10 protein-coding genes are annotated in these 11,749 nt (G+C 72.1%); 5 read left to right on the top strand and 5 right to left on the bottom strand.

Translation table 11 applies throughout. From position 1 onward, the window contains the following. Window positions 1–93: 93 nt before the first annotated feature. On the bottom strand, window positions 94–849 hold the full coding sequence (locus ABZT17_RS30600) for an SIS domain-containing protein (protein ID WP_356353470.1): 756 nt from the start codon (window positions 847–849) through the stop codon (window positions 94–96). Between the two features lie 219 nt (window positions 850–1,068). Between ABZT17_RS30600 and ABZT17_RS30595 the strand changes: the two genes are divergently transcribed. Together ABZT17_RS30595 and ABZT17_RS30590 are read left to right on the top strand one after the other, a co-directional pair. Then, window positions 1,069–1,761, top strand: a complete 693-nt coding sequence (locus tag ABZT17_RS30595) for a metal-dependent transcriptional regulator (protein WP_054216870.1) — start codon at window positions 1,069–1,071, stop codon at window positions 1,759–1,761. Window positions 1,762–2,213: 452 nt separating this feature from the next. Continuing rightward, a complete protein-coding gene (locus tag ABZT17_RS30590; RefSeq protein ID WP_356353468.1) occupies window positions 2,214–3,152 on the top strand; it encodes an alpha/beta hydrolase in 939 nt (312 codons plus the stop codon). A gap of 96 nt (window positions 3,153–3,248) precedes the next feature. On the opposite strand, the gene ABZT17_RS30585 is transcribed toward ABZT17_RS30590, so the two are convergent. The 3 genes from ABZT17_RS30585 to ABZT17_RS30575 form a co-directional block, all read right to left on the bottom strand. Beyond that, complete coding sequence (locus ABZT17_RS30585; protein WP_356353466.1) at window positions 3,249–4,844, bottom strand: transporter; 1,596 nt, start codon at window positions 4,842–4,844, stop codon at window positions 3,249–3,251. Further along, window positions 4,841–5,614, bottom strand: a complete 774-nt coding sequence (locus tag ABZT17_RS30580) for an ABC transporter ATP-binding protein (protein WP_356353464.1) — start codon at window positions 5,612–5,614, stop codon at window positions 4,841–4,843. Before ABZT17_RS30580 ends, ABZT17_RS30585 begins: the two co-directional genes overlap by 4 nt. 70 nt (window positions 5,615–5,684) lie before the next feature. Next, window positions 5,685–6,347, bottom strand: coding sequence for a bifunctional DNA primase/polymerase (locus ABZT17_RS30575; RefSeq protein ID WP_356353462.1), 663 nt, complete (start codon window positions 6,345–6,347; stop codon window positions 5,685–5,687). 256 nt (window positions 6,348–6,603) lie between these two features. Between ABZT17_RS30575 and ABZT17_RS30570 the strand changes: the two genes are divergently transcribed. Beyond that, on the top strand, window positions 6,604–7,989 hold the full coding sequence (locus tag ABZT17_RS30570; protein WP_356353461.1) for a transcriptional regulator: 1,386 nt from the start codon (window positions 6,604–6,606) through the stop codon (window positions 7,987–7,989). 154 nt (window positions 7,990–8,143) lie between these two features. Then, window positions 8,144–9,808, top strand: a complete 1,665-nt coding sequence (locus tag ABZT17_RS30565) for a hypothetical protein (protein WP_356353459.1) — start codon at window positions 8,144–8,146, stop codon at window positions 9,806–9,808. An 18-nt stretch (window positions 9,809–9,826) separates the two neighbouring features. On the opposite strand, the gene ABZT17_RS30560 is transcribed toward ABZT17_RS30565, so the two are convergent. Next, complete coding sequence (locus tag ABZT17_RS30560; protein ID WP_356353457.1) at window positions 9,827–11,089, bottom strand: ABC transporter substrate-binding protein; 1,263 nt, start codon at window positions 11,087–11,089, stop codon at window positions 9,827–9,829. 117 nt (window positions 11,090–11,206) lie between these two features. On the opposite strand from ABZT17_RS30560, the gene ABZT17_RS30555 reads away from it, so the two are divergent. Beyond that, complete coding sequence (locus ABZT17_RS30555) at window positions 11,207–11,707, top strand: hypothetical protein (protein ID WP_356353455.1); 501 nt, start codon at window positions 11,207–11,209, stop codon at window positions 11,705–11,707. The last annotated feature ends 42 nt before the right edge of the window (window positions 11,708–11,749 follow it).

Raw genomic sequence — 11,749 nt, 5'->3', positions numbered from 1 at the left:
ACAGGTGGCTCCGCCACATGACCCTTCACACCGCACGCCGATCGCACGCACCGGACGCCGCTCCTTCCTCCGCGGAGATCCACCAGAAGGGCCCTAGCGCTGGTAGAAGATCCGGTCCCGGTACTCCTCGAACACGCGGGCGTTCCACTCGTGGCCGCCGTCGACGTTGCCGGAGCGCAGCAGCGGGGGTTCGATGCCGCGGGCGGCGAGGGTGGCCGCGGTGGTGGCCAGGACCGCCTGGAGCAGGGCGCTGGTGACGACGGTGGAGGCGGGCGCGAAGGGCGCGGGGATGGTGTCGAGGGTCAGCTCGGCGTCGCCGATGGAGATCTTCGAGTCGAGTACGACGTCGCAGTGGTCCTTGAGGAAGGTGCCGGTGGAGTTCCGGGCCGTGGTCTGCGTGGCGTACGCCACGGATGTCACGCCGATGACCCTGACGCCCCTGCGACGGGCTTCGGCGGCCATCTCGACGGGGAGGGCGTTGCGTCCGGAGAGGGAGATGATCACGAGGGTGTCGCCCGCGAGGAGCGGCGAGGTGTCGAGGACGGCGGTGGCGAGGCCGTCGACGCGTTCGAGGCGGGAGCCGAGGGTGGCGGGCATCACGTCGACCCCGACGAGACCGGGCGCGGCGAGCAGGTTCATCAGGGCGAGGCCGCCCGCGCGGTAGACGACGTCCTGGGCGGCGAGCGAGGAGTGTCCGGCACCGAAGGCGAAGAGACGGCCGCCGGCGGCGACGGTGTCGGCGAGCAGTGTGCCGGCGGCCTCGATGGTCTCCGCCTCCTCGTCCCGGACCCGCTGCAGCAGGCCGATCGCGGCGTCGAAGAACTGCTCGGCCGGTGTGCCGTCGCTCATGCGGGTCCCTCCGGGACGGAACGGGGTCGGGGTCTGTGCCGCGGATCACCGTGCGGTCTGGACCACTGCTGTGTCAATACGGGCGTCGGACGGGCCGTAACCCAGTGGTTTCAACGGCGCGGCACGGTTGTCAGTGGTATGCGTCAGAATTGAATCCAGGGCCAGCGCACGCGCCGGGAAGCTGTTCGTGCTTCCGGCAGATCTCATCGAGGGGCACGTATGTCCGGACTGATCGACACGACGGAGATGTATCTCCGCACCATCCTCGAGCTGGAGGAGGAAGGTGTGGTCCCCATGCGCGCCCGGATCGCGGAGCGGCTCGACCAGAGCGGGCCGACCGTCAGCCAGACGGTGGCGCGGATGGAGCGGGACGGACTGGTCGCGGTGGCCGCCGACCGGCATCTGGAGTTGACGGACGAGGGCCGCCGGCTGGCGACGCGTGTGATGCGCAAGCACCGGCTCGCCGAGTGTCTGCTGGTCGATGTGATCGGCCTGGAGTGGGAGCAGGTGCACGCGGAGGCCTGCCGCTGGGAGCACGTGATGAGCGAGGCCGTGGAGCGGCGTGTGCTGGAGCTGCTGCGCCACCCGACCGAGTCGCCGTACGGCAACCCCATCCCCGGCCTGGAGGAGCTGGGCGAGAAGGACGGCGCGGACCCGTTCCTGGACGAGGGCATGGTCTCCCTCGCCGACCTGGACCCGGGGTCCGACGGCAAGACGGTGGTCGTGCGCCGGATCGGCGAGCCCATTCAGACGGACGCGCAGCTGATGTACACGCTGCGCCGCGCGGGGGTGCAGCCCGGTTCGGTGGTGAGCGTGACGGAGTCGGCGGGCGGTGTGCTGGTCGGCAGCGGCGGGGAGGCGGCCGAGCTGGAGGCGGACGTGGCCTCCCATGTGTTCGTCGCCAAGCGCTGACGCGGGCGCCGGGCGCTGCCGTCCAGATTCTGTGCGTCGAATCGCAGCGCTCGGACGTATTGCGTGCGAGGCTGTCGCGTGAGGCATATGACCGGAGGGGGCGGGAGGATGTGCCGCAGACGTGTGGATGGCCCCGGCACCTTGCGGCGCCGGGGCCTGTCCTCCCCTGTGCTGACCCGGAGCCCCGAGCTCTCAGGGTCATTCCCCTCGGACCGGTTTCCCCGAGCGGTCCGCCTCCCGCTGAAGATCTCCCCTCGGCTGCGGCGATCATTCCTTGAGTGTGGTCACTCGAACGAGGGGTGTTGTCCGCAGAAGACGTATTTTCGAATACCCATTCGATAGTCTGCGGGTGACGGGGGGTCCCTGTGGGTGACGGGGGACGCGGAGTCTGCGCTTCTTCAGGAGTGAGTGCACGGCAAGGCTGGACGCTGAGCTAGGGGGGTGCCAGGACCATGGCGCGACGCATCGACGTGACCGGGGCGGATGGCGTACGCCTCGCGGCCTGGGAGTTCGGTGACCCTCCCAAGACCGACCCCGCGAAGACCGGGCCGCAGTCCATCATCCCGGCACAGTTCTCCGGGGCGCGGGCCGAGCATCCCCAGGTCGGGCATCCCGCGATCGAGCGCGCCCCAGGCGTCCTGTTACTGCACGGCCTGATGGGCCGCGCCTCGCACTGGGCCTCCACCGCCCGCTGGCTCTCCGAGCGGCACCGCGCCGTCGCACTCGACCAGCGCGGCCACGGCCAGAGCGACAAGCCCCCGCAGGCCTCCTTCACCCGTGAGGCGTACGTCGAGGACGCGGAGGCCGCCCTCGAACAGCTCGGCCTCGCCCCGACCGTCCTCATCGGGCACGCCATGGGTGCCCTGACGGCCTGGCAGCTCGCCGCCAAACGCCCCGACCTGGTGCGCGGAGTGGTCATCTGCGACATGCGGGCCTCCGCACTCGGCGCGGCCTCCCAGCGGGAGTGGGCCGACTGGTTCAAGGCCTGGCCCGTCCCCTTCGCCACACTGGCCGACGTACGGAAGTGGTTCGGCGAGGACGACCCCTGGGTGGAGCGGCCCAATCCGGCGCGCGGGGAGTTCTACGCCGAGGTGATGCACGAGTGCGCCGACGGCTGGCGGCCCGTCTTCGACCCCGACCAGATGCTGAAGTCCCGCGAGACCTGGGTGTACGACGCGCACTGGGAGGAGCTGGCGCAGGTCCGGTGCCCGGCACTGGTCGTCCGGGGCCTCGACGGCGAGCTCGGGCGCGCGGAGGCCCAGGAGATGGTGCGGGTCCTTCCCCGGGGGGAGTACGCGGAGGTCGCGGACGCGGGGCATCTCGTGCACTACGACCAGCCGGAGGCGTGGCGCGCGGCGATCGAGCCTTTTCTTGATGCCGTGATGGTGTGAGTGCCCCGGTGTGCGGTCGTGGCGGCGTGCGGTCGTGCGGTCGTGCGGTCGTGCGGGTGAGCCGGTGCGCGGTCGCGCGGGTGCGCCGGCCGCCGCTCACCCCTTGCTCACCGCCGCCAGGATCTCCGGCAGCCGGGCCGCCGTGCGCGGGGCGGCCAGCCGTAGGCCCGCCCAGGTGACCGCCGCCCCGTAGGCCGCGCCCGCCGGCAGCAGCACCCATCCCCAGTCGTCGCCGTTCTGTGCCACGTTCACCAGGATCGTGGCGGCGATGACCGGGGCGGAGAGCAGGGCCGCCGAGACCATGCCGCCGAAGATGGAGATCCAGGCGAGGCCGGTCTGGCCGGGGGCCACGTTCTTGTAGCCCTCCTGCGGGATGGAGTACGGGAAGCGAGCCGACGTCCACGCGCCGGTCGCCAGCATCGCGCCCAGGAGCGCGAAGGAGAGGCCGAGCACCTCGGGGAGACGGACCCACTCGCCGAGCATGGCCGTGGTCACGACCGTCACCACGGTGGCGTACGGCAAGGTGATCACCAGCAACGCCAGGGCCCGGCCGCGCAGTTCGACATAGGCGTCGTGCCCGGAGGAAATGGTGGTGGCGACCATCCAGAACGCGGACGTGTCCTGCCCGAACTGGTTGTACATCTGGATGCCGAGCATTCCGGCGGCGAAGCACGCGAAGTAGACGGAGCCGGTCCCCTGGAGCGCGTTGAAGACGGGCACGATCAGTCCGATGGCCAGCGAAGTCACCCACGCCGCCTTGGTCTTGGGGTCGCGCCAGACATAGCGCAGACCGCGCTCCATGACGGTGCCGGTACGGCCGGCGGGCAGCAGCCGGGCCAGGCCGGAGCCGCCGCGCTCGCGGGCCGCTGTGTCACCGGCGGCCTGGAGGGTCGACCCGTCGGGCGAGGTCATCAGACGGGTCAGGTGCCCTGACCACACGGCGATCAGCGCCGCCAACGCACCGATACTCAGCGCCAGTTGGAGGACGGCGATGCCGTACGAGCCCTCGCTCACCGAATCCACCGCCCCGATCGCCGACGCCGGCGGCAGCCACTTCAGTACGTCACCCACCGGCTGCAACTGCGCCAGGCCGCTCGAACCCAGCCGCTGGGCGCCGAAGTTGACCAGCTGGACGCCGATCGCGATGACGAGGCCGCTGAGCACCGCCAGATCGCGGCCCTTGCGGCTGGTCAGCAGCCGGATGTTGGCGGCGGCGACGGCCCGCGCGAGGGCCACGCACACCAGCAGCGCGAGCAGGACGGCGACGACCGCGACGGCGTAGGCCGGACCGCCGTGCGCGACCGTGATCACCGAGCCGGTCAGCAGGAGCAGGGTGAACAGCGGGCCGATACCGACGAGGGAGGCCGCCAGCAGCGCCCGTACCAGAGGCCGGGGGCGCAGCGGCAGCATGACCAGACGGGTCGGATCGAGGGTCTCGTCGCCGCTGGGGAAGAACAGCGGCATCACGGCCCAGCCCAGCGCCAGCACGGCCACCAGCAGCACGACCACCGACTCGGCGTGCGCGTGCCCACGCAGCGCGACCAGCCCGAGCAGCTGCAGCGCCCCGAACAGCAGCACGACGACGGCGGAAACGACGTAGGCGGCACGCCGCCCTCCCGACTGCCGCAGCCCGTTCCTGAGCAGCGAGAGCTTCAGCCGTACGACGACGGCGGTGAGGTCGGCGGCCGTCATCGCGCGCCGCCGCCCAGCCAGTCGAGGTCCGAGCCGGCGTCCCGACCGCCGGCACCGACGAGTTCGAGGAAGGCCTTCTGCAGCGAGGGGGCGTCGCCGCGGACCTCGGCGAGGGTGCCCTGGGCGCGGATGCGGCCGGCGGCCATCACGGCCACCCAGTCGCACAGGGACTCGACCAGCTCCATCACATGGGAGGAGAAGACCACGGTGGCCCCGGAGGCCGTGTACCGCTCCAGCACGCCCCTGATGGTCTGCGCGGACACCGGGTCCACACCCTCGAACGGCTCGTCCAGGAAGAGCACTTCGGGGTTGTGCAGCAGCGCCGCCGCGAGTCCGATCTTCTTGCGCATACCCGTCGAGTAGTCCACGACGAGCTTGTGCTGGGCCCCGGCCAGGTCGAGCACATCGAGGAGCTGAGTGGCCCGCCGCTCGACCTCACCACCGGGCAGCCCCCGCAACCGCCCGCTGTAGACCAGCAGTTCCCGCCCGGACAGCCGCTCGAAGAGACGGAGTCCCTCCGGCAGGACGCCGATACGTGCCTTCACCTCGACGGGGTCCCGCCAGACGTCGTGCCCGACGACCTCGACGGAGCCCTGATCGGGCCGCAGCAGCCCGGTGATCATGGAGAGGGTGGTCGTCTTCCCGGCCCCGTTGGGTCCGACCAGCCCGATGAACTTCCCGGCGGGCAGTTCCAGATCGATCCCGGCAACGGCCACTTGCTGCCCGAACCGCTTCCAGAGGCCCTGTACGCGTACGGCGGCTGACGTCATGACCGAACCCTACGGTCAGAAGGCCCGCCTGAGGGGCGCGGGCAACCACACACGGCCCACGGCCGCCGGTCTAGCGGTCCCGGCCGCACGCGTAGGCCAGCGGTGAGATCAACTCCTCCGCGTCCGGCAGCCACCGGTTGGCGGGCGTCGGCCGGCACGCCCACTGCACGGCCCCCCGCGAACCGAAGCGCGTGGGAGGCGCGGCCACATACGCTCCCTCGCCGAGCGCGACGAGATTCAGGGACGACGGCGTCCAACCCAGCTTGCGCACCAGGTCCGGCACCTTCACCGACGCACCCGGCAGCACGAAGAAGTGCATCCGGCGGTCCGGCGTCAACGTCACGGGACCGAGCGTCAACTCCATGCGCTCCATCCGGGCCAGCGCGAGGAACCCCGCGGTCTCGGGCACCTCGATCGCGTCGAACGTGCGCCCGGTCGGCAGGAGAATCGAGGCTCCCGGCTGCTTCTGCCACATCCGGCGGGCCACCGTCGCGCTCCCCGTGGCCTGCGTCGCCCAGTCCTCACGCGCGGGGTGCGCCCCCGGCGCGTCGCACGCGGCCTCGCCGCACGAGCAGCGCTGCACGCCGTCGACGGCTTCCAGCCAGGTCCCGGGGAAGACGTCCCAGTGGCGCTCCTCGGCGTAGCGTACGGCGGTCTCCAGCAGCGATTCGCCGCGCTGCTTCGGGATCTGAGCGGCTTCGGTGCCCGCGATCGTCTCTTCCACGATGAACACAACTCCCGCACCCACCTGGAGTTACGGGCGTACCGCGCGCGGGGGAGGGGCATCGTTTCCGTTGCTGGGGCGCATGGATGCACGGGTGGGGGCGCAGAGGAGGAACCCGGGCGTGAGCCGGGTAGCCAGGAGTGGGGGCGGCAACAGCCTTTACCCCGGCAATCCGCGCAAGCCTCGCATTTTACGTATCTCTGCGGGGCATTGATCTTCAAGGCCGGATCTTTTCGCTTCAGGGGTTGTTCCCAGGGGGTACGCCATGGCCGCAAGGCCTCTTGTCGCGCGGCAGCCGAACGAACGGCTGCAGGCGCTCATCCAGGAGGCGGGGTGCTCGAACGCCGGGCTCGCCCGCCGGGTCAACATGTGCGGTGCCGAGCACGGCCTCGACCTGCGCTACGACAAGACGTCCGTGGCCCGTTGGCTGCGCGGACAGCAGCCGCGGGGCCGGGCGCCCGCGATCATCGCCGAGGCGCTGGGCCGCAAGCTGGGCCGGACGGTCACGATCGACGAGATCGGCATGGCCAACGGCAAGAACCTCGCCTCCGGTGTCGGGCTCCAGTTCTCGCCGACGGTGCTGGGAGCCATCGAGCAGGTGTGTGAGCTGTGGCGCAGTGACGTGGGCCGGCGGGACTTCCTGTCCGGCTCGTCGGTCGCCGCGTCCGCGCTGGTCGAGCCGAGCCGCGACTGGCTGATCTCGTCGCCGGACTCGCAGGTGGCGCGCTCGGCCGGGCCCCGGGTCGGACAGTCCGACGTGGCGGCCGTGCGGGCGATGACCCAGGCCCTCGTGGACCTGGACCACCAGTACGGCAGCGGGCATGTGCGCCCGGTCGTCGTGCACTACCTCAACAGCGTCGTCTCCGGGCTGCTGGCGGGGTCGTACCGGGAGGCCGTCGGCCGCGATCTGTTCGCCGCGGTCGCCCGACTCACCGAACTCGCCGGGTACATGGCCATCGACACCGGTCAACCGGGCCTGGCCCAGCGGTACTACATCCAGGCGCTACGACTGGCCCAGGCGGCGGGAGACCGCGGATACGGCGGATATGTGCTGGCCGCCTCCATGAGCCATCTCGCCGCCCAGCTCGGGAACCCGCGCGAGATCGCGCAGCTGGCCCGGGCGGCGCAGGAGGGGGCGCGTGGGCGCGTGACCCCGCGCGCGGAGGCCATGTTCTACGCGGCGGAGGCGCGCGGGCATGCCCTGATGGGTGACGTACGGGCGGCGCAGCTCGCGTCCGGGCGGGCGGTGACCGCGCTGGAGTCGGCCGACGCGTCGTCCGGGGACGACCCGGCGTGGATCACGCACTTCGACGAGGCCTATCTGGCCGACGAGTTGGCGCACTGCCACCGGGACCTCGGCCAGGCCGAGTCCGCGGCACGGCGGGCCGAGGAGTCGCTGGCCGGGCTGCCCGAGACGAAGGCCCGCAGGCGGGCGATCGGCTACGTCCTCCTCGCCACGGCCCAGGTGCAGCAGCGGGAGATCGAACAGGCCTGCAACACCGCGCTGAAAGCGGTCGAGTTGCTGGAGTCCGTGCGCTCCAACCGGGGCGCCGAGTACCTGGAGGACTTCCAGCAGCGGCTGGAGCCGTACCGGGAGGAGGCGGTGGTGCGGGAGTTCGGGGCGCGGGTGGAGCTGCAGGCGGCCGCCTGAGACCGGAGGTGGACATTCAGGGCGTGGTGTAGACCGCGTCTGTTACTGCCGTCACAGGTGAGGAGGTCGCGGACTGAGCTGCGTGGCACCTGGCTCGGGGGACCCGGTAGCGTGAGCCGACGATTCACAAGGTCCCCCATTAGTAGGAGTCCCGGTGACGCAGAGTGGACAGGGCGAGGAGCCCTCGCAGCGCCAGGCGCGCGAAGGCATCGTGCTGCCCTCCGACGGCGGCGAACCGCTGCTGCCGGGAATGCTGGGCCGCCCGGACGGCGGCCCGTACGCCGGTCAGCAGCCGCCCGCCCAACCCGCTCCGCAGCCCCCCGCCCCGGCGGCCCCGCCGGGCGGCCAGTCCTGGGGCACGCCGTGGGGACCCGACCAGCCCCAGACCCCCGTCCAGACCTGGGACGAGCCGGCGACCCAGACCTGGGACACCCCCGCCCCGTTCCAGCCGCCGGCCCCGGACCAGTGGGGCACCCCGCCGACCGGTGCCGGTCACCCCGGCCCGGCCGCGTCGCAGCCGCTGCCCCAGGAGAACCCGCCCTCGCCCTACGGCGCCCCTGCCCAGGCGCTGCCGCCCGCGCACCCCTACAGCGCCCCCCTGCCCCCGGCCGTCGACGAAGGCGCCACCCAGTACATACCGCCCGTCGCCGCCATGCCCGGCAGCGAGGGGGCGACGCAGTACCTCCCGCCCGTCCCGGCGGCGTCCGGCGTCGAGGGAGCCACGCAGTACCTCCCGCCCGTCCCGGCCCAGGGCAGTGAAGGGGTCACGCAGTACATCCCGCCCGTGGGCCCCGGCGCCCTGCCGCCCGAGGCGCCCCAGTACCCGGGGCAGCCCGGCGGCCACCAGGCACCTGCCGCCCCCCAGTTCGGTGCCGGGCCGCTGCCTCCCGCCGCGCATCCCGACGCGCAGGCCACCCAGTACATCCCGCCCGTGACCGACCACCGGCAGCCGCCGGCCGAGTTCGACAGCCTGTTCCGCAGCGGTCCGGGCGCCGACGCTCCGGCCGGGGCCACCCAGCACCTGCCGCGGTTCGAGCAGCCGCCCGCCCAGCCCCAGCCGCCCTACGCCCAGCCCCAGCCGTCGTACGGGCAGCCCCAGCAGGCCTACGGACAGCAGCAGCCGTCGTACGCGCAGCCCCAGGCCTCGTACTTCCCGCCCGGGCGGGACGACGACGACAACGGCGGTGGCCGCAAGCGGTCCCGGGTGCCGCTCATCGCCGGGATCGGCATCGGCATCGTCGTGCTCGGTGTCGGGGCCGGTGCGCTGCTCGGCGGCGGTGGCGGCGGGGGCGACGGCAAGGACAAGAACCAGACCGTGTCGGCCACCGCGCCCGCCACCGGTGGCTCCGCACCGGCCGCCGACGGGGCGAAGGCGCAGGCCGTCGCCCTGGACCAGCTGCTGGCCGACAGCGGTGACAGCCGGGCGTCGGTGATCAGCGCGGTCGGCAGCGTGAAGGGCTGCGACAACCTCGACGGCGCGGCCTCCGACCTGCGCGCCGCCGCCAAGCAGCGGGGCGAGCTGGTGAACCGGCTGGCCGGTCTCAGCGTCGACAAGCTGGCCGACCACGCCGCCCTGACCGCCGCCCTGACCAAGGCCTGGGAGGCGTCCGCCGCCGCCGACAACCACTACGCGGCCTGGGCCGACCAGGTCGGCGGCAAGAAGGGCTGCAGGAAGGGCCAGGCCCGGATCACCGGCCAGACCCGGGCCGGCAACGCGGCGAGCGGCACCGCCAGCCAGCAGAAGGCCAAGGCGGCCCAGCTGTGGAACGCCATCGCGAAGACCTACGGACTGACCGAGCGCCAGCCCACCCAGCTCTGAACGCGGCGGCGCGGACGGTCAGTCGACGTCCGCGCCCTGCAAGGTCCGCGTCACGTCCACGAACCCCTTGCGGGCCGCCACCAACTGGCCCTGGCGGACGACCTGGAGGGTCACGTCCGTGTTGACGATCCGGGTGAGGCCGATGGCGGCGAGCGGGCCCTGGGAGCCCCAGCGCAGCGTCGGTGTGAGCCCACCGGTGGTGATCTTCAGACCGTCGTCGAGGGTGTGGCGTATCGCGTCGGAGGTGATGTCCCCGCCGCCCAGCGACCGGACGACCTCGGTGAACACGGTGTAGGCGATCCAGGTCGTCTGTACGCCGACGTCGGCCGCGTCGATCCGGTTGTCGCCGAAGGCCTGCTCGCTGATCACCTTCTTCATCGGCTTCCAGCGGGCGTCACCGGCCGGCGGGTACCAGCCGGTGACGTACGAGCCCTCGTAGGGGCCCCTGGCCGCGCCGGACTCGTTGATCACGGTCTGGTCGACGCTGTCGAGGGTGGCGGCGGTCTTCACCGCGCGGTACTCGCCGCGGGCGCGCTGGAAGGAGTCCATGAAGGTGCTGGTGCGGTCGCCGAGCGTGGGGATCACACAGCCCTTCCTCGCGGTGTCGCCGGTGGCGGTCCTGAGGGCCTTCTGCGAGGGCTCCGAGTACTCGGTGGTGTCGTCCGCGGCCCGCTGGTCGTCCGCGGCCTTGTGCCCGCCCGCCTTGAGGCCGGCGTCCAGCATCGGCGGCAGCTCGTCGCCGGCGATGGTGTCGGGCCGTACCAGCGCCACGGGACCGCAGCCCGCGGCGAGTTCCTTGCCGAGACCGGCCAGCAGGGCGGGCTGGCCGCCGTTGACCGGATAGGACAGCGGGCTGGTGAACTCGGCGGCGGTGACGCCGTAGCCGCCTATGTAGGGGATGCCGGCGCCCTCCAGGTCGGGGAGGTAGGACTCGCCGTACTGGCTGTAGGAGCCGACGACCGCGACGGCGTCGTTCTTGACCGCCTCGCGGGCGCAGGTCGCCGCGGCCACGCTGTCGTTGTGGTCGTTGCAGGTCAGGACCTTGAGCTTACGGCCGTTGAGACCGCCGTGGGCGTTGACGTAACGGGCGTAGGCCTGGGCGAAGGCCGGCATGCCGGGCTTGTTGGTGGCGCTGGTGTCCTGCGGCGCCCAGGTCATGACGGTGATCGAGTCGTCCCCGGAACCCCCCGTGGTACCGGGGATGACCCCGCAGCCGGCCAGCGCTGTGCATGCGGCCAGCGTGGGGAGGAAGGTGCTGCGGATGCGTCGCCGTCCGGTCATGGGCACACACGCTTCCGTCACATCGCCAACCCGTGGGTGACCCTCGGTTATCGACCAGTGACGCCGAGGTGAATTACAGGGGCCGGTGAGTCGGCTGATCGGAAGAACGTACGATTGATGACCGTGCAAGGTTCGGACAGCTCTTCCCGTCGCGGTCGTCGCTCCTCCACCATGGGTGGTATGCCACTGAACGACATGCCGTGGTGGCGCTGGCGCAGCAATGTGCGCTCCGCGCTGCACATGCTCTCCGACCCGGTGTTCCAGCAGAACGTCTGGCTGGCCGGCGTCGACGGGTACGGGGACGTCACCGACGCCGTGTACCGCCTGGTCGAGGACACCTGGCTGGACAACTGGTCCGCCGAGAAGTACGTCGGCACGATCTTCCGGGACTCCCAGGAGGCGGCCCTCGTCGACACGGCCGTGCTGCGGGTGCTGCGGATCATGCACCAGGTCGGCCCGGACGCGCCGGTCTCCACGTACCTCGCGCACGAGGGCTGGCCGGAGGCGGTGCGGGCGGCACGGGAGGCGCATGTCCGGATGGCGATGGCCGACGGCGAGGACCCGGACATCCCGCCGCGCACCCTGGAGATCCTGCGGATCATGACGCGGTCGGCCTAGCGGTCGGCCGAGCGGTCGGCTCACCGGCCGGTCCAGCGGTCC

It is taken from the genome of Streptomyces sp. NPDC005648 (assembly GCF_040605395.1).
Classification (GTDB): domain Bacteria; phylum Actinomycetota; class Actinomycetes; order Streptomycetales; family Streptomycetaceae; genus Streptomyces.
This window is presented reverse-complemented; position numbering and strand designations above follow the sequence as displayed.

What these genes read in the sequence shown, in the direction of transcription:
- ABZT17_RS30580 (WP_356353464.1), bottom strand. Translation starts at nt 5,614, where the DNA reads ATGACGTCAGCCGCCGTACGCGTACAGGGCCTCTGGAAGCGGTTCGGG.
- ABZT17_RS30555 (WP_356353455.1), top strand. Translation starts at nt 11,207, where the DNA reads ATGACCGTGCAAGGTTCGGACAGCTCTTCCCGTCGCGGTCGTCGCTCC.
- ABZT17_RS30595 (WP_054216870.1), top strand. Translation starts at nt 1,069, where the DNA reads ATGTCCGGACTGATCGACACGACGGAGATGTATCTCCGCACCATCCTC.
- ABZT17_RS30585 (WP_356353466.1), bottom strand. Translation starts at nt 4,844, where the DNA reads ATGACGGCCGCCGACCTCACCGCCGTCGTCGTACGGCTGAAGCTCTCG.
- ABZT17_RS30590 (WP_356353468.1), top strand. Translation starts at nt 2,214, where the DNA reads ATGGCGCGACGCATCGACGTGACCGGGGCGGATGGCGTACGCCTCGCG.
- ABZT17_RS30560 (WP_356353457.1), bottom strand. Translation starts at nt 11,089, where the DNA reads ATGACCGGACGGCGACGCATCCGCAGCACCTTCCTCCCCACGCTGGCC.
- ABZT17_RS30570 (WP_356353461.1), top strand. Translation starts at nt 6,604, where the DNA reads ATGGCCGCAAGGCCTCTTGTCGCGCGGCAGCCGAACGAACGGCTGCAG.
- ABZT17_RS30600 (WP_356353470.1), bottom strand. Translation starts at nt 849, where the DNA reads ATGAGCGACGGCACACCGGCCGAGCAGTTCTTCGACGCCGCGATCGGC.